Origin of the sequence: Spirillospora sp. NBC_01491, from assembly GCF_036227065.1 — a bacterium.
GTDB lineage: Bacteria > Actinomycetota > Actinomycetes > Streptosporangiales > Streptosporangiaceae > Spirillospora > Spirillospora xylanilytica.
Genome location: NZ_CP109432.1, coordinates 3091555 through 3113829, shown reverse-complemented (window position 1 = coordinate 3113829; position 22275 = coordinate 3091555). Strand labels below are relative to the sequence as shown.

At 70.2% G+C, this 22275-nt stretch carries 20 protein-coding genes; 16 read left to right on the top strand and 4 right to left on the bottom strand.

Annotated elements, in window-relative coordinates:
- Positions 1-14: 14 nt before the first annotated feature.
- The 11 genes from OHA34_RS14430 (at position 15) to OHA34_RS14380 (ending at position 11501) form a co-directional block, all read left to right on the top strand.
- Complete coding sequence (locus tag OHA34_RS14430) at positions 15-785, top strand: enoyl-CoA hydratase/isomerase family protein (protein ID WP_329521899.1); 771 nt, start codon at positions 15-17, stop codon at positions 783-785.
- A 146-nt stretch (positions 786-931) separates the two neighbouring features.
- Positions 932-1561 carry a nitroreductase family protein gene (locus OHA34_RS14425; RefSeq protein WP_285941518.1) on the top strand — a complete coding sequence of 210 codons (630 nt, stop codon included), beginning with the start codon at positions 932-934 and terminating at the stop codon, positions 1559-1561.
- A gap of 486 nt (positions 1562-2047) precedes the next feature.
- Complete coding sequence (locus OHA34_RS14420) at positions 2048-3244, top strand: CaiB/BaiF CoA transferase family protein (protein WP_285941516.1); 1197 nt, start codon at positions 2048-2050, stop codon at positions 3242-3244.
- An 8-nt stretch (positions 3245-3252) separates the two neighbouring features.
- Positions 3253-3756, top strand: a complete 504-nt coding sequence (locus tag OHA34_RS14415; RefSeq protein ID WP_329521898.1) for a MaoC family dehydratase — start codon at positions 3253-3255, stop codon at positions 3754-3756.
- A gap of 116 nt (positions 3757-3872) precedes the next feature.
- Complete coding sequence (locus OHA34_RS14410) at positions 3873-4205, top strand: acyl dehydratase (protein WP_329521897.1); 333 nt, start codon at positions 3873-3875, stop codon at positions 4203-4205.
- Positions 4206-4231: 26 nt separating this feature from the next.
- A complete protein-coding gene (locus tag OHA34_RS14405; RefSeq protein WP_285941512.1) occupies positions 4232-6049 on the top strand; it encodes an acyclic terpene utilization AtuA family protein in 1818 nt (605 codons plus the stop codon).
- A gap of 8 nt (positions 6050-6057) precedes the next feature.
- Entirely contained in the window at positions 6058-6372 is a 315-nt protein-coding gene (locus OHA34_RS14400) for a DUF7508 domain-containing protein (RefSeq protein WP_443029652.1), read from the top strand.
- 16 nt (positions 6373-6388) lie between these two features.
- Positions 6389-7567: an acyl-CoA dehydrogenase family protein gene (locus tag OHA34_RS14395; RefSeq protein ID WP_285941509.1), complete on the top strand. Its 1179-nt coding sequence runs from the start codon at positions 6389-6391 to the stop codon at positions 7565-7567.
- A gap of 43 nt (positions 7568-7610) precedes the next feature.
- Positions 7611-9224 carry an amidase gene (locus OHA34_RS14390; RefSeq protein ID WP_329521895.1) on the top strand — a complete coding sequence of 538 codons (1614 nt, stop codon included), beginning with the start codon at positions 7611-7613 and terminating at the stop codon, positions 9222-9224.
- Between the two features lie 77 nt (positions 9225-9301).
- Positions 9302-10243 (top strand): cyclase family protein, encoded by a 942-nt coding sequence (locus OHA34_RS14385; protein WP_285941506.1) that lies wholly within the window; start codon positions 9302-9304, stop codon positions 10241-10243.
- Between the two features lie 112 nt (positions 10244-10355).
- Positions 10356-11501, top strand: a complete 1146-nt coding sequence (locus OHA34_RS14380; protein WP_329521894.1) for a thiolase family protein — start codon at positions 10356-10358, stop codon at positions 11499-11501.
- Positions 11502-11627: 126 nt separating this feature from the next.
- On the opposite strand, the gene OHA34_RS14375 is transcribed toward OHA34_RS14380, so the two are convergent.
- Positions 11628-12686 carry a tetratricopeptide repeat protein gene (locus OHA34_RS14375; protein ID WP_329521893.1) on the bottom strand — a complete coding sequence of 353 codons (1059 nt, stop codon included), beginning with the start codon at positions 12684-12686 and terminating at the stop codon, positions 11628-11630.
- Between the two features lie 163 nt (positions 12687-12849).
- Positions 12850-13821 carry an acyl-CoA desaturase gene (locus tag OHA34_RS14370; protein WP_285941502.1) on the bottom strand — a complete coding sequence of 324 codons (972 nt, stop codon included), beginning with the start codon at positions 13819-13821 and terminating at the stop codon, positions 12850-12852.
- 237 nt (positions 13822-14058) lie between these two features.
- On the opposite strand from OHA34_RS14370, the gene OHA34_RS14365 reads away from it, so the two are divergent.
- From OHA34_RS14365 to OHA34_RS14350, 4 genes are read left to right on the top strand one after another with little or no spacing between them, the layout of a single operon-like run.
- A complete protein-coding gene (locus tag OHA34_RS14365; protein WP_285941500.1) occupies positions 14059-15357 on the top strand; it encodes a cytochrome P450 in 1299 nt (432 codons plus the stop codon).
- Between the two features lie 2 nt (positions 15358-15359).
- A complete protein-coding gene (locus tag OHA34_RS14360) occupies positions 15360-16946 on the top strand; it encodes a peroxidase family protein (protein ID WP_329521892.1) in 1587 nt (528 codons plus the stop codon).
- Positions 16943-19066 (top strand): hypothetical protein, encoded by a 2124-nt coding sequence (locus tag OHA34_RS14355; RefSeq protein WP_329521891.1) that lies wholly within the window; start codon positions 16943-16945, stop codon positions 19064-19066. The genes OHA34_RS14360 and OHA34_RS14355 overlap by 4 nt, the downstream gene beginning before the upstream one ends.
- Positions 19067-19082: 16 nt before the next feature.
- A complete protein-coding gene (locus OHA34_RS14350) occupies positions 19083-19340 on the top strand; it encodes a hypothetical protein (protein WP_285941494.1) in 258 nt (85 codons plus the stop codon).
- 244 nt (positions 19341-19584) lie between these two features.
- Here OHA34_RS14350 and surE read toward each other — a convergent pair whose 3' ends face one another.
- Positions 19585-20481, bottom strand: coding sequence for a 5'/3'-nucleotidase SurE (gene surE / locus OHA34_RS14345; protein WP_285941492.1), 897 nt, complete (start codon positions 20479-20481; stop codon positions 19585-19587).
- A gap of 103 nt (positions 20482-20584) precedes the next feature.
- On the bottom strand, positions 20585-21472 hold the full coding sequence (locus tag OHA34_RS14340; RefSeq protein ID WP_329521890.1) for an alpha/beta fold hydrolase: 888 nt from the start codon (positions 21470-21472) through the stop codon (positions 20585-20587).
- A gap of 116 nt (positions 21473-21588) precedes the next feature.
- Between OHA34_RS14340 and OHA34_RS14335 the strand changes: the two genes are divergently transcribed.
- Positions 21589-22164, top strand: a complete 576-nt coding sequence (locus OHA34_RS14335; RefSeq protein ID WP_285941488.1) for a TetR/AcrR family transcriptional regulator — start codon at positions 21589-21591, stop codon at positions 22162-22164.
- Positions 22165-22275 lie beyond the last annotated feature (111 nt).

Below are 22275 nucleotides of genomic sequence, written 5' to 3'. Positions count from 1 at the left end.
ATCTGCTGGTAGAAGTGGACGGACCCTTGCGGATCGTCACCATGAACCGGCCGGATGCGCTCAACTCGTTCGATGACGCGCTGCATGTCGGGATGCGGCGGGTGTGGGACCTGCTGGTCGACGACGAGGACGCGCGCGCGGTGGTGCTCACCGGTGCGGGTCGGGCGTTCAGTGCCGGGGGCCATGTGCCGAACTTCATCCGCAACCACCATGATCCGGTGGCGCGGCGTCGCGACATCCGGGAGGGTGAGCGGCTGGTCCGGGCGATGCTCTCGTGCGAGCTGCCGGTGGTCGCGGCGGTGAACGGCCCGGCGGTCGGGCTGGGGTGCAGCCTGGCCACCATGTCCGACTTCGTGGTCATGTCCGAAGACGCGTTCCTGAGCGACCCGCATGTGAACATCGGGCTGGTCGCCGGCGACGGCGGCGCGGTCACCTGGCCGTGGCTGACCAGCATGCTCACCGCCAAGGAGTTTCTGCTGCTCGGTGACCGGCTCCACGCCGCCGAGGCCGCGCGGGCCGGGCTGTGCAACCGGGTGGTGCCCGCCGGCGAGGTGCTGGAGACCGCGAAGGCCTTCGCGCACCGATTCGCCGAACTGCCGGCCCAGTCGGTGCGCGACACCAAGCGTGCCCTCAACATGCACCTGCTCGACTCGGCGAACAACGTGCTCAACTTCGCCCTCGCCGCCGAACACGAGTCCTTCGGCACCGACGACATCAAGGCCCGCGTCGCTCAGTTCCTCGCCAAGGACGGCAAGAAATCGACGGACGCGCCGGCGACCCAGTGAACAGGTGACGGCACGCCACCCCTCCGGCATCGTCGCTGCGTGCGGCATTATGGGCGGAACCTGCGCATTCGTGCTCCATGCCGACCGGGACGGACGAGAGCCCGAACGAGCCGAACCGTGTCAATGAACCGCCCATGGGAGGCCTGATGGACACCGCGGTTACAGATCAGCTCCTCTCCACCACACGTGCCGTGCGCCGTCGGCTCGACCTCGAACGGCCGGTCGAGCACGACGTGATCCTCGAATGCCTTCGTCTCGCGGTGCAGGCGCCCACCGGCGGCAACCAGCAGGCGTGGCGCTGGTTGGTCGTGGACGACCCCGAGGTGCGAGCGGGCGTGGCGGACATCTACGCGCGCCGCACCTTGGCGACCATCGACCGGCGGTATCCGCACATCCAGGATCCGCAGACCAGGCGCGTCCACGACAGCGCCCGGTATCTGGCCACGGTCCTGGCGAAGGTCCCGGTGCTGATCGTGCCGTGCGTCCAGGGACGGATCGACGAGCCCAGATCGGGGCATCCTGCCGCGTTCTACGGCTCGATCTTCCCGGCGATCTGGAACCTCCAGCTCGCGCTGCGGTCCCGCCGGATGGGCTCGGTGCTGACGACGCCGTTCGTGGGGAGCGACGAACGGCGGTACACCGAGATCCTGCAACTGCCCGACACGATGACACCCGTCGCGCTGCTTCCCGTCGCCTACACGATCGGTGACGAGTTCAAGCCCGCCGAGCGCCCCCCCATCGAGACCATCACCCGCTGGAACCGGTGGACGGACTGAGCAGGGATCTTCCGTGACAGCGCGCCGGGCCCCCGGCGACCACGGCTGTCGGCCCGTCCGCCGGCCGGTGCGCCGACAGGCTCGAAGAGCGTGACGGTGTCCGGCGGACGCTGCGACGCATCTGTCTGATCGACCGGAGTCGCGAGCCGGGTGAAGCGCCCCCGGCGTCCAGAACGGACACGTTCGGCCGAGGCTTCAGAGACGACCGCGACCCGGCCGTCATCGCCCTCGGCGACCCGGCCGCGCTCCGGCGGCGAAAAGCCGATCTTCGGCCGACCGGACCGCGCGGCCCCACCTGCCGCGCGCGATTCCCGTAGACCGCACGCAGGCCGCTCTCTTTCCTCGAACCCGGCCCGAGACCCCTTCCGTAACGAGCTACGCAGTAGTATGTTTTTCCCTCAAGACCGCAGGTGGGGCGCGGGTACAGCTCAACGGGGACGCGTGTTTCGCAGATTCGCGCAGTCCCTCCCGGAGAAAGGATCTGCCTTGACAGAACGGCGGACTCTCGACGGCATCGTCGTCCTCGACCTCAGTCAGGTGTACAACGGCCCCTACTGCACCATGCTGCTGGCGCAGCTCGGCGCGGAGATCATCAAGATCGAGCCGTTCGGCGGCGAGCCGGTGCGGTGGCGCGTGGTCGGCGAGCAGCAGACGGCCGCGTTCGACCTGCTCAACGGCGGGAAGAAGAGCCTGCGGCTGAATCTGAAGGATCCCCGTGGGCGGGACCTGTTCCTGCGCCTGGTCGCACAAGCGGACGTGGTCGTGGAGAACTTCGCTCCCGGCACTCTCCAGCGGCTGTCCCTCGGCTACGAGGTGCTGGCACAGGCCAACGAGCGGATCATCCTCGCCTCCGGACGGGGATTCGGTGCCTCCACGCCCCAAGCCGGGCAGCGCGCCATGGATCTGACCATCCAGGCCGTGACCGGAGTGATGGCGACGACCGGACGCCCCGACCAGCCGCCGACCAAGGCGGGGCCCGCGGTCGCCGACTTCTTCGGCGGCACGCACCTGATGGGGGCGATCGCCGCGGCGCTCTACCAGCGCACGGTGACCGGCCGGGGCCAGCATGTCGAGGTCGCGATGCAGGACGCCGTCATCCCGTCGCTGACCTCCAGCATCGCCGGATACCTCGACAGCGGCGGGACGCTTCCGGAGCGGACCGGGAACCGGCACGGGGGACTGGCGGTCTGCCCCTACAACGTCTATCCGACGGCGGACGGCTGGGTGGCGATCCTGTGCATGACCGACGGACACTGGCAGACGCTGTGCCGGCTGATGAACCGTGCCGATCTCGCCGACGACCCCGCGTTCACCTCACCACCCGCCCGGGTGGCGCAGATGGACAAGCTCGACGAGATCGTCGCGACCTGGACCGCCGAGCTCACCCGTGACGACGTGGCCGGCCGGTTGCAGGAGGCCGGGGTGCCCTGCTCGGCGGTACTCGGCCTGTCCGACGTCATGTCCGGGCCGCTCGTCGGCGCCGACGGCATGATCCGGCCGGTGAGCGATGCGGCCGGCCGGCGGGCGTACGTCTTCGGCAGCCCGCTGCGCCTCGCGGCCTCGGCGCCGCTGCCGGCCGAAGCGGCGGCCACCCTCGGTGAGCACACCGAGGAAGTCCTTGAACAGCGGCTCGGCCTGGACGCCGCCGAAGTCCGGCAACTGCGTGACGACAACGTCGTCTAGGAGAACCCATGCCTGTTGACGAGACGCTGCTCGACTCGGTCCGGACCAAGATCGGCTCCGAGACCACCCACTCGCTGGGGGCGGTCACCGCCCTGATGATCCGGCGCTACGCCCGCGCCATCGGCGAGTCGAACCCCCTCTACCACGACACCGAGTTCGCCCGCAGTCGCGGACACGCGGACATCGTGGCCCCGCCCAACCTGGTGACGGCGATCACCTGCTGGGACGAGGGACCCGCCGCGGAGGACCTCCGGACCGACGGCACCCCGAAGGCGCTCCAGTTGGAGGGCATCCCCACCAGCGGCGTACGGGTGATGGGCGGCGGTGAGGACATGGAGTTCCACGCGCCCATCACGGCCGGTACGACCGTCGTGGAGCGGTCCACGGTGATCGACGCCGAACTGCTGCAAGGACGCAAGGGACCATTCATCGTCGTTCGCTACCGGCATGAATTCATCGGCGACGACGAACTCCCCCTGGTGACCTCGACACGGAAGGTTCTGCTCCGATGAGCGGCTCAAGTACTGCTACCAGCCGGGATCTCCGATTCGGCGCCGTCCTCGTCGGTGACCGGTTGCCTGAAATGCGCCACGCTCCGACCAGGTTGCAGCTTTTCAGGTACAGCGCGGTGACCTGGAACACCCATCGCATCCACTTCGATGCCGACTATGCCGAGCAGGAGGGCTATCCGGACGTCCTGGTCCAGTCTCATCTGCACGGCGCCTTCCTGGTGACGCTGTGCACGGAGTGGATGGGCGCGAGCGGACGGCTGACCAAGCTGGGTGTGTCGGTCCGGCGGTATGCGGTTCCCGGCGACGTTCTCGTCTGTGCCGGTGAGGTCACGGGTGCCGAGCAGGTCGACGAAAGCCACGGGCTGGTCCACCTCAACGTCACCGAGACCCGGGAATCCGACGACACGGTGTGCGCCATCGCGACCGCCACGATCGCATTGCCGCTGTGAGGATGAGTGAACAGAGAATGGTGAAAATGTCGGCGACACGCGACGTCCTCCGGATTGGAAACTGCTCGGGATATTACGGAGACCGTTTCGCTGCGGCCCGTGAGATGGTCGAGGGCGGCCCACTCGACGTCCTGACCGGCGACTACCTCGCCGAGCTGACCATGTTGATCCTGTGGAAGGCCCGGCAGCGCGACCCGGCCGGTGGCTACGCGACGACGTTCCTGGCGCAGATGGAGCAGGTGCTCGGCACCTGCCTGGATCGCAACATCAAGATCGTCACCAATGCCGGCGGGCTCAATCCCGGCGGGCTCGCGATCGAGCTCGGACGCCTGGCCGAGCGACTCGGGCTCCATCCCAGCATCGCCCACATCGAAGGCGACGACCTCCTCGACCGCATTCCGGAGCTTCAACGGCACGGTCATCCCCTGGCGCACCTCGGCTCCGGGAAGAGCCTCGCCGAGGCCGACGTCGAGCCCGTGACCGCCAACGCCTACCTGGGCGGCTGGGGGATCACCGAGGCGCTGCGCTCCGGCGCCGACATCGTGGTGTGCCCCCGGGTGACCGACGCCGCGCTGGTGGTCGGACCGGCGGCCTGGGCGTTCGACTGGCGGCTGGACGACTGGGACCGGCTGGCCGCCGCCGTCGTCGCCGGGCACATCATCGAATGCGGCCCCCAGGCCACCGGCGGCAACTACTCCTTCTTCTCCGAGCTGCCCGACAACGGACGGCCGGGCTACCCGATCGCCGAGATGGCGGCGGACGGCTCGTTCGTGATCACCAAGCACGCCGGCACCGGCGGCGCGGTGACGGTCGAGACGGTCACCGCACAGGTTCTCTACGAGATCGGCGCGCCGGACTACCTCAACCCGGACGCCGTCGCCCGGTTCGACACCATCAGCCTGTCCGACGACGGCACCGACCGCGTTCGGGTCAGCGGCGTTCGCGGCCGTCCCGCGCCCGACACCGCCAAGGTCTGCCTCAACTACCACGGCGGCTACCGCAACAGCGCCACGTTCGTCGTCACCGGGCTGGACATCGAGGCCAAGGCCGACCATGCCGTCCGCTCCCTCATCGTCGACGGACTCGGCGGGCCGGACACGTTCGCGGAGACCGACGTCCGGCTGCTGCGCACCGATGTCCCGGACGCGCCGGAGAACGTCCAGGCCGAGGCGCGCCTCCGGATCACGGTGAAGGACCCCGACGAGCGCAAGGTGGGGCGCCGGTTCTTCAACGCCGTCGCGGAGTTCGGCCTCTCCAGCTACCCCGGCATGTACGTCGAGCGGGCCGAACGGTCGGCCGCCGCCTACGGGGTCTACTGGCCGACGCTCGTGCCGGTCGACGTCCTTCGACCCGAGGTCGTCTTCCAGGACGGGCGGCGCCTGCCGGTGCCCCGCCCACCCGCCGAGCGCCACGAGCCGCACCGCGGCGACCCGCACCGCGTGCCGCGGGCGATGGACGACGACACCGTCCTGGCACCGCTGGGACGGGTGGTCGGCGCTCGATCCGGCGACAAGGGCGGCGACGCCAACATCGGTCTCTGGGCACGCACCGACGAGGCGTTCGCATGGCTGCGGGACCACCTCGACGAGGACCGGTTGCGCGGTCTGCTCACCGAGGCGGCGGAGCTGGAGATCGAGCGGTACGAGCTGCCCAACATGCGGGCCGTCAACTTCGTCGTGCGCGGTCTGCTCGACGACGGAGTCGCCGCGACAACGCGTCCCGATCCGCAAGCAAAAGGACTTGGTGAATACGTGCGTTCACGATGTGTGGAAATTCCGCGGGCACTTCTGCCGGACGGTCACGCGGCCGTCGATCGCTCGCGCGAGGCTGTGGGAACGATATGAGCGTGTCCATGTCCAAGCCCTGGACAGCGCTCACGGCGGAGAACATCGCACTGGTACCCGCTTCGGTCGGAGTCTTCGAAATCGCTGACGAAGGCGGCATCATCGCCATCGATTTCGCCGGCGGCAACAGTCTGTTCGGAGTCCGCGGGGCACTCGAGGAATGGCTCGGCAAGCAGCCGGAGCTGTCCTTCAGGTACGAGCGGACGAACGCCTACATCTCGCGCTATCGCGAGCTCGTGCAGGTATTCACCAACGACACCGGTGCGGCTCCCCGAAACCTGGCGGGCGTCGATGCGCCGACCGGACGCATTCGATCGAACTAGAGGAGTGTTCATGGGATTGGCCACCACCGAGACGCAGCGAACTCTGATCGAGAACGTCCGCCGTTTCGTCCGCAACGAGATCATCCCGTTGGAGTTCGACCTCGACCCCGACGAGAGCGAACTCAGTCCGTCGGTCCTGGCCGGCCTCGTCGCCAAGACGAAGCAGATGGGGCTGTACAACCTCGACGTCCCGGAGGAACTGGGCGGAGTCGGCGCGGACACCGTGACGCGAACACTGCTGGCCATGGAGATGTCGCAGCATCGCGCCGGTCTGTACTCGCCCTGCTATGCCGCCTTCGGCCAGCAGGACATGGCGCAGCTGTACGAGGCGACCGACGCGCAGAAGGAACGCTATCTGTTCCCGATCCTGCGGGGTGAGAAGAGCTCCTTCTTTGCGCTCACCGAACCGTCCGGCGGAAGCGATCCGGCCCGGTCGATCCAGACCCGTGCGAAGCAGGACGGCTCGGACTGGATCATCAATGGCAACAAGACGTTCATCAGCGGCGCGGACTCGGCCGACTTCGGGCTGGTCTTCGCACGTACCGGCGACCAGGGGTCCGGGCGCGGCGGCATCACGTGCTTCATCGTGGACGCCGACACCCCCGGATTCACCGTCCGGCGCGTGATCCACACCCTGCGCTCGGGTCACTATCCGACCGAGTTGGTGTTCGAGGACGTGCGCGTGCCGGCCGACGCGGTCCTCGGTGAGGTCGGCCAGGGCTTCGCGATGGCCACCGAGCGGCTGACCAAGAACCGCATCCCCTACGCCGCCGGCTGTCTGGGAGTGGCGATGATGGCGCACCGCATGGCCGTCGAGTACGCCGGCACCCGTTCGGTCTTCGGCTCGAAGCTCGCCGACCACGAGGGCATCCAGTGGATGCTCGTCGACAACGAGATCGAGCTCCGGAGCGCCGCGGCCCTCACGCTGGACGCCGCCGAGCGCGCGGACAGCGGCCGGCCGTTCCGTAGCGAGGTGGCGATCGCCAAGATCGTCGCCACCGAGACGGCCGGTCGCGTGGTGGACCGTGCCATCCAGATCCACGGTGGATACGGGGTCACCAAGGACCTGCCGCTCGAGCGCTGGTACCGCGAACTGCGCATCCGCCGCATCGGTGAGGGTTCCACCGAGACCCAACGGATGATCATCAGCCGGGACATGCTCAAGGGCCGCTACACGAGCTGGATCGACAGATGAACCCGGGCATCGGCTCGTCCCGTCGCCGCGGATCCGTAGCGCGATGACCTCGGCCGAGCAGCGGGTCCGGACCCTTCTCGACATCGCCGGCCTGACGATGAGCGCCGACGAGGTCACCTCCAACGTGCGCGACTACGAGACGCTGCGGCACCAGGCCGACGAGCTGCACCGGACGGTCGCCGACGGCGTCGCGCGCGACACCTCGACGCCATCGGCGTTCACGTCGGTCGACGCGGCCGATCCCCCCGGTCCCCGGGCCACCGCCCGGACGATCCAGGACATCGCCCCCCTGCTTCGCGACGGGACGACGTCGGCGGTCGAGCTCATGAACGGTGTTCTCGCGCGCATCGATCGTCTCGACGCGAGGCTCGGGGCCTACGTCAGCACGTTCCGCGACGCCGCCCTCGAGGCGGCGGCCCGCGCGGACCGCGAGCTGGCCGCCGGACGGGACCGGGGCCCGCTGCACGGGATCCCGCTGGCGATCAAGGACGTCATCGCCACGGTCGAGGGACCCACCCGGGCGAACAGCCTGGTCGTTCCCCGGCAGTGGCGGGATGACGGCGACGCGACCGCCGTGGCACGCCTGCGGGACGCGGGCGCGATCGTCGTCGGCAAGACGACGACCAACGAGTTCGCCCTCGGGCTGAACGACCCGGCCACGGGCTTCCCGATGCCGCGCAACGCGTGGGACACCGATCGCTACGCCGGCGGGTCGAGCTCTGGCACGGCCATCGCGGTCGCGTCCGGCCTGGCACTGGGGGGACTGGGCACCGACACCGCCGGCTCGATCAGGCACCCCGCCGCGCTCAACGGCGTGACCGGCCTCAAGGTGAGCCGCGGGCGCATCCCGGCCACCGGGATGCTGCCTCTGGCGCCGAGTCTCGACGCGGCCGGCCTCATCGCGCGGTCGGCGTGGGACTGCGCCCTGCTGTCCCAGGTGATCGCCGGCTACGACCCGGGTGACACCGGATCGAGCCGGCGACCGGTGCCGCGGTACCTCGAGGCGCTGGACGGCTCCGCGCGAGGACTGCGGATCGGCTGGCCCAAGCGCTACTTCTTCGACACCGGAAACGTCGCCGATCCGGTCAGGGCACGGGTGACCGCGGCGCTCTCGGTACTACGGGACGCGGGCGCCGACGTGGTGGAGGTGAACCTGCCCAACGCCGACATGGCGCGGATCTCGAGTCACATCGTGCTGCTGTGCGAGGCATTCGCCTATCACCGGGACGATCTGGTGGCGCACTGGTCCGACTACGGGCGTTACGTGCGCGGACTGTTCGCCAAGGGCGCGCTGTACGGCGCCGCGGACTACGTCCAGGCGAAGAGGATCGCGACCGTGTTCGACCGCGAGGTGTCCGAGGCGATGAACGCCTGCGACGTGCTGGTCATGCCGACCATGCCGACGGGGGCGCGGCTCCTCGAGGAGACCGATCCCGCGATGATGGACCGCTGGTCCAACGCCTCGTTCACGGCGCAGTGGAACCTGACCGGGCACCCCGCGTGTGCCGTTCCGGTCGGTTTCGACGGGGCCGGCATGCCCCTCTCCATGCAGATCATCGGAAGGCCCTTCGACGAGGAGACCGTCCTGCGTGCGGCCGATGCCTACCAACGGCTGACCGGTTTCCATCTGGCGGCTCCAGCCGTGTCACCGGACTAGTCCGTCTCCGACACCGCCCCCCGCCGACAGCACGACCGCAGTCCCATGGCACAGCCCCCGAGGAGAGGGAGACCGCTATGTCCGACAACCCCGCGTCCGGCGCCGATCGCCAGGTGGCCACGAGCCCGTACGGGCCCGAGGACGAGATCGGCCGGCTCAACCTGATGAGCCCTGAGTCCCGCGCGGCCATCATGAGCCGCATCGACGCCACCCAGATGTTCGACCTGTCCGTGGACTACTTCATCGGCATGCCGTCCTGGCAGATGGTCGGCGACCCCGCGTACCAGATCTGGATGACGCACACGCCGCACGGCACGGTCATCGACGAGCTCCCGGGGATCTCGCGGGAGATGACCGAGTACATCGGTTACTCCGGCGACGCGATGATGATGTATACCCACACCGGCACCCACATCGACACGCTCAACCACTACGGCTACAACGGGCGCATCTACAACAACTTCACCGAGCGGGAGCACCTCGGCACCCGGCACTGGCGCGTCGCGGGCGCCGACAAGATGCCGCCGATCGTGGCCCGGGGCGTCCTGCTCGACTTCCCCGCCCTGCGCGGTGTCGACATGCTCCCCGACCAGTACGGGATCACCCCCGAGGACGTCGACGAGTGCCTCGCCGCGCAGGGCGTCGAGCTCCGGCTCGGCGACGTCGTCCTTGTCCGGACGGGCAGGATGCGGGCCTGGCCGGACGCCACCGAGTGGGGCGACAATCCGCCCGGACTGACCCGTGCCGCCGCGGTGCACCTCGTGGAGAAGGGGGCGATGATCGTCGGCTCCGACACCATGTGCGTCGAGCAGGGACCGTCGCCCGACCCCGACAACTACACGCCGGTGCACACCTACCTTCTCGCCGAAGCGGGTGCGCCCCTGATCGAGGTGCTCGACCTGGAGGAGCTCGCCGCGGCACAGGTGTACGAGTTCGGGTTCTTCGCAGCGTGTCTGCGCCTCCGTGGCGCCACCGGGTCGCCGCTGCGCCCGTGGGCGTTCCCGCTCCGGAAGGAATGAGCCCGACCCCATCCGGTGGTTCGGCGCCGCACCCGTGCTGATGCGGTGCGGCGCCGAACCACCGCTGGTCGAACTTACGGTCCAACCAACACGGCTAGTTCAAGGAGATTCCATGCGAGACGCTGTGGTCGTGGCGGCGGTCAGGTCCCCCATCGGCAAGCGGGCGGGAGCGCTCTCGGGCGTCCACCCTGCGGACTTGTCCGCGCGAGTGCTCGGCGGCCTCGCCGATCGCGTGTCGCTGGACCCGGCGGTGGTGGACGACGTGATCTGGGGCTGCGTCAGCCAGGTCGGTGAGCAGACCTTCGACATCGCGCGTACGGCGGCGCTGTCCGCGGGGTGGCCGGAGTCGGTCCCCGGCACCACGGTCGACCGCCAGTGCGGCTCGTCCCAGCAGGCCGTCCACTTCGCCGCCGCGGGCGTCATCGCCGGGCACTACGACGTCGTCGTGGCCGGTGGGGTCGAGTCGATGTCACGCATCCCCATGGGTTCGGCCGTCGGCGACCAATCCCCGCTGGGTGATCTGTATGCCAAGCGCTATGGGGACGGTCTGCCGAACCAAGGACTCGGAGCCGAGCAGATCGCCCGCGAGTGGTCGTTCGGTCGCGGCGAACTCGATGCCTACGCCGAGCGCTCCCACCAACGAGCCGCGAGCGCCATCGCCGGCGGAGCCTTCGACGCGCAGATCGTGGGGATCGAGACCCCCGGAGGAGTCGTGAGCTCCGACGAGGGAGTGCGATCGGACTGCTCGATCGAAACGCTGGCCAAGCTGCGGACTCCTTTCCTGGAGGGCGGCGTCGTCAGCGCCGGCAACAGCTCCCAGATCAGCGACGGGGCCGCCGCCCTGCTGATCACCACCTCGGACATCGCGAACGCGCGCGGGTGGAAGCCTCTCGCGCGGGTTCATACGGCGGTCGTGGTGGGCAGCGAGCCGAACATCATGCTGACGGGGCCGATCCCGGCGACCGCGAAGGCGCTCGCGAAGGCCGGCCTCGGCATCGATCAGATCGGTGCGTTCGAGGTGAACGAGGCGTTCGCATCGGTGCCGCTCGCTTGGCAGGCCGAGTACGACGTGCCCGAATCACAGCTCAATCCGGTCGGTGGTGCGATCGCGCTCGGTCACCCGCTCGGCGGATCCGGCGCACGCATCGCCGCGACGTTGATCCACCACATGGCCGACGGCGGCATCCGCTACGGGCTTCAGACGATGTGCGAAGGCGGCGGCCAGGCCAATGCGACGATCTTCGAGCTCGTCCCCTGAGCAACCCCCCGCACCCGCCGGACGGTGAGGACGTGAACGGCCAGTCACGCCAAGTCAGTGCTCCTGGCCTCCTTGGCGTGACTGTCATTCCGCCGCTACATCAGGGCCGACCGCCACCGTTCCGGATCAGTACTTGGGCTTGGGCAGGTCGAGGTTCGCCAGCAGGTCCGCCAATCCCTGAGTGCGCTCGTCGTCGCGCCCGTCCTCGACATGGGTGTGGAGCGTGAGGACCAGCCTGCGGCCGCGCTCGTATCGTTCGTCGCTCCAGGCCTTCAGGCGCACCAGACCCGCGTGTACGGGTTCGAACGTCGCGGGGAACAGGAAGAAGCCGATGTCGGTGAGCGCGGGAGCGCTGGCCTCTCTCTGGCTGTGGGCGGACTCGAAGGGCTCCCGGATCACCTCGCCCTCGCTCACACCGCTCTCCTCCACCTGGTCGTAGACGAGGTCCACCCAGGGGTCACTCGCCAGCAGTTCCCCGAACCGGACGGCGACCCAAGGGTGCAGCCGCTTGTCACCGCCTCTGGACGGGTGGGACTCGCTGTGCGCGTACTGGAGCACCGTGCTCGCTCGTTCTTTCTCGTCCTGCCCGATGAGGACGTGCCCTTCGAGATGAGCCGCATAGCCCGCGAATGTGCCGTCGCACATTCCTCGCGTGTAGCTGAGCGGCGTGAGGGCCGCGGCCTGATCGCCGCTCTGGGCGAGGAGGTTGCCCAGCAGGAGGCCGGCGACGTCTCCGGGCTCCGTGCCCTTGTGGGCCTCGAAGGCATGCTCGAACCCGTCCCGGGCGGTGTCCAGGTCGCCGGTGAGCTGAGCCGCCAGGCTCGAGAGGAGCCCTCGGCCCGGGTCCGAGGACGTGCCCGACTGGAAGTCCGGGGTGAGCATCACCGCGGCCAAGGGCCCCAGCCAGGCGTCCTCTCCCGCGGCCACCTGCTCCAGCCATCGCCGGTAGGAACCGCCGAGCCCGTTCTCCCCGATCTCGATGCCCGCCAGCGCCATCGCCGCATGCCCGGACACGCTGGTGCATCCCGTTCCGGCGATCGCGGTCAGCGACTCCCGTGCTTGCGCGGCATCACCGGCCCGGTACGCCGCCAGCCCGTGCTCGACCTCGTCCGGCACCGGGCTCAAGGGGTCGGGGGGCAGCGGAAGGGACCTTCCGTCGGAGTCGAGCAGGGGTTGATCGGTCATGTCGCCGCTTTCTCTGGGGAGCGTTCCGCGCGAGCATGCCAGGTGCGGCCGACACTTGATCCCAGGCGTGGGGCCGGCCGCCTCCTGCACGGACGCAGACGTCGGCAAGTGCGGGGTTCTCCCGGCCGGCCCACCGTCGCACCGGCGTTCGACCCGCCTTCACCTAGAGTTCGGCTCCCCGCGGCTTCACGCCGCCATCGGCCCGGCTGCGGCGTGCGGCCATCCGTCCGGTGTCGGGCCAGCGCACGTCGTGTGCCCAGCCCACGCGTTCGAACATCCGGATCAGCCGTGCGCTCGCGTCGAGTTGCCCCTTGCGGACCCCGTGGCGGGCGCAGGTGGGGTCGGCGTGGTGCCAGTTGTGCCAGCCCTCCCCGAACGTCAGCAAGGCCACCCACCACACGTCGGAGGAATGGTCCCGGGTGTCGAACGCCCGGTCACCGAACCGGTGCGCCACGGAGTTGACCGACCAGGTCACATGATGGACGACCGCGTAGCGGACCAGCCCGCCCCAGAACAGCGCCGACCACGCGCCCGCCCAGGACCCCGACCACAGCCCGCCGGCGGCGGCGGGCAGCAGGAACGAGGCGGCCATGGTGACCGGGTACAGCGCGTCCAGCCGCCGGGTGTCGGGGTCCGCCAGCAGGTCGGGGACCCAGTGCCGGCGATCGGAGCGGCGGCGGGCCGTGTAGAACCAGACCACGTGGGCGTGCAGAAGCCCGCGCAGCAGCGCCCGTCCGCCCTCGCCGTACGCCCAGGGGGAGTGCGGGTCACCGGGCCGGTCGGCGTACTTGTGATGCCTGCGATGCTCGGCCACCCACAAGGTGACGGGACCCTGCAACGCCAGGCCACCGGCGACGGCGAGCGCGATCCGCAACGGGCGGCGGCACCTGAACGAGCGGTGGGTCAGCAGCCGGTGGTAGCCGACGCTGATGCCGAAGATGCTGACCACGTACATGGCAGCCGCGATCACCAGGTCGCGCGGACCGATGCCCCAGCCCCACAGCGCGACCACCGCCGCGGCAAGCGCGACCAGGGGAATCACGACCAGCACGATCAGGTAGGCGGTGCGGCGGCCGGTCGGCACGGCGACGGTGCCGGCCACCGGTGGTTCGGGTCGACCCGTGGGCGTGGACAAGCCGTCTCCTTCAGGTCCGGACGACGGACGCTGCCTGATTGAAGGACATGCGCCGCGCGCCTCGCTAGTCACCCGGCGGCCAGTGAAGTGTCCCCCGGTGTAGCTATCTCAATACTCTCTGCGGTCAGGCGCTTGTGGACCCGGCTATGGACGGTTAGCTTCCAGATACCTCGCGTCACGAACCGGTTTCTCCGGCGATGACGCATGCCCTTCTCCGAGTGAAATGGAGATACCGCGTTGGGCGATGCGCCGCAGCACCTCACAGCGGGCGGTTATCTGGATCGGTACGAGACGGCCGCCGAACGCGACCCCCTGCAAGGTCTGGGGCTGCTGGCCGGATGGCTGCGTGCCGAATGGCGTTCCCTCTTCGCCGAACTGCGGGCCCGCCGACCGATTCTCCGCACCCCCGCCTTCACCCTGGTGACCCGATTTCCGGACGTCGCCGAAGTGCTTCAGAACGGCGACGTCTTCACGGTGAGCGGATACGCCTCGCGGCTCGAGCCGGCCGTCGGCGGACCGGTCATGCTCACCCGTGACGGCACCTCGCTGAACTGGCGCGAGAAGGGGCTCATGCAGGTCATGCTGCCCCCCGAGGACGTGCCCCGGGTCCGCGCGCTGGTCGCCCGCACCGCCGACCGGGCGCTGGACGCGGCGGTGCCGAGAGGACGGATCGACGCGGTCGGTGAGCTGTTCCGGCCCGTCTGCACGACGGTGTGCGCGGAGTACTTCGGGCTCTCCGGTCCGGACCCCGGGACGCTGGCGCGCTGGTCCAGGGCGATCATGACCGATGCCACCGCCAACCTCGTCGACGACCCGGCGATCCACGCCGCGTCGCTGGCGGCCGGCCGGCAGATGATGGATCACCTGCGCGGCGAGCTGGACGGACGCCGCGCCGAGGGCACCGCGGCGCCGGGCGGGGACGTCTTCGCCCGGCTGCTGCGCACCGTCCTGCCCGACGAACTGGCCTGGGACGACGACCGCATCACGATCAACGTGGCGGGGCTGCTGCTGGGCTTCCTGGAGAACGGCGTCGGCTCGATGACCCACCTTGTGCGGCAGTTGCTGCTGCGCCCGGAGGTCCTCAGGACCGCCGTCCTGGCCGCGAGCGATCGGGACACGGCGGAGTTCGACCGCCATGTCTGGGAGGCGCTGCGGTTCGACCCCTTCCTGAAGGTGATCATCCGGGTCTGCGCGCGCGAGTACGTCCTGGCGGCCGGCACCCCGCGCGAGACCCTCGTGCCCGCCGGGACCCCCGTCCTGGCCGCCGTGGCCTCGGCCATGTTCGACGAGACCGCCGTGCCCGAGCCCGATCGGTTCCGCACCGACCGGCCGCCTCACCCGGGATGGCATTTCGGCCACGGCCCGCACGCGTGCGTGGGCGTGCATCCCGGCGCGGCGGTGATCTCCGAGGCGGTGCGTCGGCTGGTCCTGCGGCCCGGCCTGCGGCTGCTCGACCCGCCGGAAGGGGCGGTGGTGCGGGACCGGGACGTCTTCCCCGACCGGTTCTGGCTGGGGCTCGGCGACGGCGAGGGATGAGCATGCGCAACGAGCGGATCAAGGCACGCGGCATCGGCACCGACGGGGCGGCCAACAGGCTGCGCTACCTCGCCCTCACCCACGGCCGCCCGCTGTGGCGGCTGGCGGAGGCCAACCCGGGGCTGCGGCTGCGCCTCAACGCCGCGCTGGTCGACAGCGCGGTCCGCGAGATGCCCGGACGGCCGGAGCCGCTGAGCACCAGGTCCGGTTACACCTCGTGGGCGTCCCTGACCGACCGCACCTACATGGCCCGGCACCTTCCGCCGGTGCCCGGCCGCGACGAGGGACGGCCGCCGGTGGAGCGGGCCGCCGACCTGTTCGCCCGGGGCGAGGAGATGATCCCTTGTCCTCGATCGACGGTGCTCTTCGCCTACTTCGCCCAGTGGTTCACCGACGGATTCCTGCGCGGCGACACCCATGTTCCCCGAGACCCGCGCCGAACCAGTTCCAATCACGAGATCGACGTCAACCCCGTCTACGGGCTCACCGAGGAGCAGACCGACGCCATCCGGGCCTTCGACGGCGGCCTGCTCAAGAGCCGGCTCGTCAACGGCGGGGAGTTCCCGCCCCACCTGTGCGAGAACGGGGAGATCAAACCGGAGTTCGCGGCGCTGAGCGTCGCCCTGTTCGACCGGCTCGACGGGCCGGCGCGGGACACCCTGTTCGCCACCGGAGGCGACCGGGGCAACGCGCAGGTCGGCTTCACCATGTTCACCGTGCTCTTCCTGCGCGAGCACAACCGCGTGGCGCGGGTGCTGGCGGACGCGTACCCGAAATGGGACGACGAGCGGCTGTTCCAGACGGCCCGCAACATCGTGCTCGCCATCGTCATCAAGCTGGTGGTCGAGGAGTACATCAACCACATCACCCCGTACCATTTCCGCTTCCTGCTCGATCCGGCGCTGAGCACCCGGCTGGCCGGCGCGCCCTGGCACCGGCAGAACTGGGCGTCCATCGAGTTCAACCTGGTCTACCGCTGGCACAGCCTGGTCCCGTCCGAACTGGTCGTCGGCGGCAGGGAGCTGCCGCTGGCGGCCACACTGTTCGGCAGTGCGCTGCTGCCCGAGGCGGGGCTCGGACGGCTGTTCGAGGACGCCTCAGAACAGCGGGCCGGGCGCATCGGGCTGTTCAACACCGACCCGGGCCTGCGGGAGGTGGACGTGGCGTCCATCGCCGGTTCGCGCGCGGTGGACCTGGCCCCCTACAACGACTACCGCGCGCACTGCCGCTTCCCGCGCGTCCGCCGCTTCGAGCAGATCTCCGGCGATCCGCGCGTCCACGAGGCCCTGCGCGGGCTGTACCGCGGCGTGGACGACGTCGACCTGTACGTGGGCCTGTTCGCCGAGGAGCCGGGGTCGGCCGATGCCATCCTCCCGCCACTGCTCACCAAGATCATCGCGATCGACGCGTTCTCGCAGGCGCTGACCAATCCGCTGCTGGCGCCACGGCTGTGCAACGCCGAGACGTTCTCTCCGGCCGGGATGCGGATCATCGGGACGACCCGCACGATCTCGGATGTGCTGCACCGCAACGTCCCGGAGGACCCGCAGCCTCGATTCGTCAGCATGACCTGGCGGGGTGCCCGATGACCGCCGATCAGGACCCCGAGCCGGCCGCCCGGGTGCTGCGCGAGGCCGCACGGGAACTGGCCGAGGTCGCCACCACGCTGCGCGAGGTCTCCCGGCATGCCACCGCCGCCGCCACGGACGGAGCCGTCCACGGCTCGTTGCGCCGGGCGCCGGCCGCCGGGGCGCGGGCGCAGCGGGCGGTGCTGCGCGCGGTCACCGACCGCCGCGGGCTGGGCTATTCCATGGCGGGCGGGCCGGTCGGCGCCCTCGGCTCCAAGCTCGGGGGCATGGCCCGGACGCGGAGCCTGGCCGTCCGGATGATGACGACTTCGCTGCGGCTGCGCATCGCCGCCGTCTGCCTGGACAACCCCGAACTGGTCACCGATCCGCTGCTGGCGCGGTTGCACGAAGCGGTGGCGGCCGAGCGTGAGATGGACGCGGTGCGGGCCCTGTGCACCCTGATCAGAAACCGCGGCACGGCCCGCACGCTCAGCGCGATCGCCCCCATCTTCGGCGAGTTCCTGGCGCTGCGCGCCCTGCTGGACCGCAATCCGCTCAACGATCGCACCGCCTGGCTCATCGCCAGCGGCGAGGCAGCCGCCAGCGCCGACCCCATCACCGGGCTGAGCAACCGGGCGATCGCCGCCCTGGACGTGGGCGAGGGCGCCGCCCGCCGCACCGCCTCCGATCCCGGTGAGGCCGCACGGCTCGGGGCACACGGATCGCTGCTCGACTTCCTCACCAACATCCGCGTCGTCGGTCCCACCGGCCGGGCCCTGGTGCAGACCGTGACCGGCCCGGACGGCACCCGGCGGCACGTCGTGCAGGTGCCGGGCATGCGGATCGGCCACCCCGACCTGGAATCGCCCGCCGACCTGCTCGGCGCGTTCAGCAGCACCCTGATGGACAGCGCCCCCTTCAGCCGCGCCCTGGCCAAGGCCATCGAGGACTACGGAGTCCCGCCCGGCGAGGACGTCGCCCTGATCGGCCACAGCGCCGGCGGCGGCGCGGTCATGAACCTGGCGCAGGACCCGCGGTTCTGCGCCCGCCACCCCGTCACCCACGTGGTGGCCATCGGGTCGCCGATCGATTTCAAGCGGCCCGCCTCCCCGCACACGTGGGTCGCCAGCATCACCAACCAGCACGATCTCATCCCCAGCCTTGACGGCCAGGGCGCCGGCTCCTGCTTCGACCTGCACCCGGACTGGTACGTGGTCGACTACACCGACCCCGCCCACGTCTTCCCCGCCTGCCACGGCATCGACCACTACACGGCCAACATCGTCGAAGACCTCCCAGAGGTCCGCGCCCGCCTGGAGGAGCAACTGAGGCCCTTCCAGGGCCCGGTCGTCCGGTCGCAGCTCTACCGGCTGTACGACCGCGAGCCCGGGGCCACGACGACCAGCGTGGTCACCACCACCGGCGGCACCGTCCGGCTGCCGCTCCGGTGCCTGGAGGGCAACGCGCTCACCGCCTACTTCACGGCCGATCCGGCCGCCGTCGCGAGGCTGCCCGGCGAGCATGGACGCGCGGTGCGGGTGGGGGGCCGCGCGCTCGTCGCACTCCACGCGTTCGAGAACCGGGGGACCCCTCTCGGCGACTACGGTGAGGCGCACCTCGGGGTCGTCGTCGCCGATCCGAACGGGTCGCGTCCGTCCCGGTTGTGGCGGGAACTGCTGCCGTCCGGCGAGCACCGCGGCCTGGGCACCTGCTTCCTGCACTCGGTGCTCACCACCGACCGGGCCCACGCGGTGGCGGCCGAGGTCTGGGGGCATTCGGCCTCGGTGGGCAGGGTGCGCGTGGCGGGCGGCGACCGTCCCGTGTCCGTGACGGTCGCCGACACCGACGGCACGGTACTGACGCTGGCCGGCCCGCTCGGCCGCAGGCTGCCGTTCGTGCACCGTGACCTCGTCGTCTACTCCTGGAGCGACGGAATCCCGCAGCGTTCGCACATCCGAGAACGCGGGCGTCGGTGGGTCCACCCGTCTCCCGGCATGCGGCTCACCACCGGCTCCTCCGGCCACCCCCTGGCCCGGCGGCTCGACGCGCTCGGCCTCGACGGCGCCCGCCCGGTGCTGTGCCTGGTCGCACCCGCCCGCAGCAGCCTGCGTTCGCCGGCCGTCCCCCTGCCCGCACACTGACCCACGGAGCCAGCCCATGCCCGGACGCACCGACGCCATCACCGCCCACGCCCGAGTCCTCGGCGCCGACGCCGAAGTGCTCGCCGAGTGCGCCGCACGGCTGCGCCGGCTCGCGGTCCGGCTCCGAGCACACGACGCCGCGCCACCCTGGCTGTACCGCACGCTGAACGACCACGTCACCGCCTGCGTGGTGGCCTCCGCCGACCTCGCCGACGCGTCCGGGCGACTGGACGAGTACGCCGGGACGGCGATCCACGACGGCACCACCCAGTGATCAAGGACAGAGCCACAGCGTCACCAGCGTCTACCGGCCCTCGCCGAGCACGAGACGGCACTGGGCGATCCCCAGGGCGGGGATCGCCCAGGCAGCCACGGCTTGGGGAAGTACGGGTCGTCGTGTCCCGGAGGTGCACCGGGCGGAATTCGACGAGCGCTGCCCCGCGTCTCTGAGCGGGCCCATGCCATGCTCGGTCCAACTTCTTCGTGGTGCTCAACCGGCACCCTGTCGCGGCGTTCGGTCAGGGCTTGAGGCCCCGGAGTAGGCTGCCGGCCCTGCCGTAGGCGATGGCGCCGGCGGTCCAGTTCGCGTCGATCGGCGTGATGCTGATCTTGTCGGCGGCGAGGGCGACGAGGTCGGCCCTGGGGCCCGGTTCGCGTGGGGCGTAGGAGATTCCGATCGCGTAGGTGCCGTCCCCCTTGTCGGTGTAGGACGGCACGAGGATCGGCTGCCGGTCCTGGTTCGTCAGCGCCCAGTCGGTGGCGGGGCGGTCGCCGTCCGGGCCGACGATCGGGTAGTTGACGTTAAGGCCGACGTCTTCGGGCAGCAGGGCGCCCCTGCCGGCCTTCGCGCGCAGGCTGGCGATGAGTTCCGCGAGGAATGCGGCGGTGTGGCGCTGCGCGTTGAGCGTCGCCTCCGGGGAGCCATCGGGCGAGAACTCGGTACTGACCGCGATGGCTGGAATGTCGTGGTCGAGAGCCGAGACGGCACCGCCGAGGGTGCCGGAATGGTTGGCGAGGGCGGCGATGTTCTGGCCGAAGTTCGTTCCGGAAACGACGAGGTCGGGCTTCTTGTCCTTGAAGACGTGGAACAGCCCGAACATGACCGAGTCGCCGGGCGTGCCCGTCACCGCCCACACGTCCTCGGAGACGTGCGACGCCTTGACGGTCCCGCCGAAGGCTTGTCCCGTACCGGTTCCGCTCTGGTTCTCGGTGGGCGCGACGATGGTGACGTCGTTACCGGCGGCTGTGAGCTTGTCGTAGACGGCCTTGATTCCTGGGGCGGTGTAGCCGTCGTCGTTGGTGAGCAGGATGCGCAGGGGTTCCGACTTGGCGGGAGCGGTGGCGGTGGCGGTGGCGGGCGGCGTGCCCACGAGCACCAGGCTCGCCAGGCCGAGTGCGGTCAGCGTCTTCTTCATCGTTGGCTCCGATCGTCTGATGGGAGTGTCAGGGGCTGTGCCGAACTCGGGAAAGCCCGGTTCTGTGAGGGATGGTGCGGCGTCCGGCTCGCCCCGGGGGGGCTCAGATCCATCCATGGAGGGACGCCATGAAGGCGTCCAGATCGTCGCGGTGAATGCAGTGGCCGGTGCGGGGGACGACGCGTACCTCGAAGCCACGATGGCGCAGGGTGGCGGCGAGGCCGGGAGAGACCACGAAGCTAGGGTCGGCGGCCTGGACGAGGGAGGGGACGATCGGGTGTTCGGGAGCGCGGGGGCCGAGCTCGGGGAGCGCATCGATGACTCTCACGTCCCAGTCCGAGAAGTCGGCCTTCTCCGCGCCGATGTCCTCAAGGGCCCAGCGGGGGTTCATGGCGGCGATGTCCTCCCGCGTCATCGTCTTGGTCCGGCGGCCGAAGTCGCACAGGGGAGCCGTGTCGCCGATCGTCCAGGCCGGGTCGCTGTAGACGGCCTTGGCGGGGCGCAGCTCGGCGACGGTGAGCGAGAGCGACAGCGCGCCGAGGGAGTGGCCGATCGCCACGTCCGCTCCGGCGGGCAGCGACTCCACGAGGTCGCCGGCGAAGTCCTCGGCGGTGTAGGAGGCGGCATGCGGGCTCGCGCCGTGGCCGCGCAGGTCGGGCATGAGCACCCGGTAGCCGCGGGCGGCGAGGAGCGGCGCCACCCGTACCCATGTGCGCGCGGACGACATGACGCCGTGCACGAGGATCGCGGTGCGGTCACCGTTCCCGAGTTGGTGAACATTCAACTTCATGCGGGCGGGCCTCCGTAGGCGAATCACCGTCATCCGCTCGGTCTCGAAGGAAGGGGCGGCGGGCGACCACTCGGTCTCGCGGACGCCGATCGGACCGTCCGACATCACGATGGAGTGCAGTCCGGGTGCCGGCTCCGCCGGGAGCATCGACATGTCCTGCCTCGCCAGAAGGTGGGCCTTGGCATCGAGGTCCAGATCCATCCTCGTGTCCCTTGTCGGCGGCACGTCGCGAATGCCGACACGGTACGATACCTACCGAGTGATCGGTAGGGTATGTGATTTCCTTGTTATAAACATTCGGGCCTATCCTGAGCGTCATGCGCCGCAACCGCCGTGAGGAGATCCTGGTCGCCGCCCTGGAGGTCTTCGGTGAACGCGGCTACGCGGGTGCCTCGATCGCCGCCGTCGCCGAGCGCGTCGGCCTGTCCCAGCAGGGCGTCCTGCACTACTTCCCCAGCAAGAGCCGGTTGCTGGCCGAGGTCCTGCGAATGCGGGACGAGCGCAGCCTGGACGTGATCGCGCTCGGCGGTGCGGGCGGGAAGATCACTCTGGACACGTTGTCGGCGCTCATCGACTACAACCAAGAGCGGCGCGGGATCGTGCAGTCGTTCACCGTCCTGTCCGCGGAGAGCGTTCTGGACGACCATCCGGCGGCGGACTTCTTCCGGGACCGCTACGGCGCGTCCCGGGCGTGGATGGCCGAACTGATCCGCGCCGAGTGCGGTCCCGAGCTGCCCGGCGGTGTTACGCCCGAGCAGGCCGCGCCCCTGCTCCTGGCCGTCATGGACGGCCTCCAGCAACAGTGGCTGCTGTCTCCCGACGACATCGACATGCCGGGCCTCTTCCGCGCTTTCCTCGCGCTCCTTCGCGCGAACATCGCCGCCCCCGATTGACGGAGAAGGGAAGGTGAAAGGAGCGCTCCAACGGCGGTCGCGACAGGCTGCCCGGATCGCCGTCCGCCACGGGCCGCGGGTCTGAACTGCGAACGCTTTGCCCGTCGCCTC

Bases quoted from the DNA above. Each gene is read 5' to 3' on its own strand.
- OHA34_RS14380 (WP_329521894.1), top strand. From the start codon at position 10,356: ATGCGAGACGCTGTGGTCGTGGCGGCGGTCAGGTCCCCCATCGGCAAG.
- OHA34_RS14340 (WP_329521890.1), bottom strand. From the start codon at position 21,472: ATGGATCTGGACCTCGATGCCAAGGCCCACCTTCTGGCGAGGCAGGAC.
- surE (WP_285941492.1), bottom strand. From the start codon at position 20,481: ATGAAGAAGACGCTGACCGCACTCGGCCTGGCGAGCCTGGTGCTCGTG.
- OHA34_RS14335 (WP_285941488.1), top strand. From the start codon at position 21,589: ATGCGCCGCAACCGCCGTGAGGAGATCCTGGTCGCCGCCCTGGAGGTC.
- OHA34_RS14400 (WP_443029652.1), top strand. From the start codon at position 6,058: ATGTCCAAGCCCTGGACAGCGCTCACGGCGGAGAACATCGCACTGGTA.
- OHA34_RS14355 (WP_329521891.1), top strand. From the start codon at position 16,943: ATGACCGCCGATCAGGACCCCGAGCCGGCCGCCCGGGTGCTGCGCGAG.
- OHA34_RS14405 (WP_285941512.1), top strand. From the start codon at position 4,232: ATGTCGGCGACACGCGACGTCCTCCGGATTGGAAACTGCTCGGGATAT.
- OHA34_RS14415 (WP_329521898.1), top strand. From the start codon at position 3,253: ATGCCTGTTGACGAGACGCTGCTCGACTCGGTCCGGACCAAGATCGGC.
- OHA34_RS14390 (WP_329521895.1), top strand. From the start codon at position 7,611: ATGACCTCGGCCGAGCAGCGGGTCCGGACCCTTCTCGACATCGCCGGC.
- OHA34_RS14360 (WP_329521892.1), top strand. From the start codon at position 15,360: ATGCGCAACGAGCGGATCAAGGCACGCGGCATCGGCACCGACGGGGCG.
- OHA34_RS14375 (WP_329521893.1), bottom strand. From the start codon at position 12,686: ATGACCGATCAACCCCTGCTCGACTCCGACGGAAGGTCCCTTCCGCTG.
- OHA34_RS14350 (WP_285941494.1), top strand. From the start codon at position 19,083: ATGCCCGGACGCACCGACGCCATCACCGCCCACGCCCGAGTCCTCGGC.
- OHA34_RS14385 (WP_285941506.1), top strand. From the start codon at position 9,302: ATGTCCGACAACCCCGCGTCCGGCGCCGATCGCCAGGTGGCCACGAGC.
- OHA34_RS14425 (WP_285941518.1), top strand. From the start codon at position 932: ATGGACACCGCGGTTACAGATCAGCTCCTCTCCACCACACGTGCCGTG.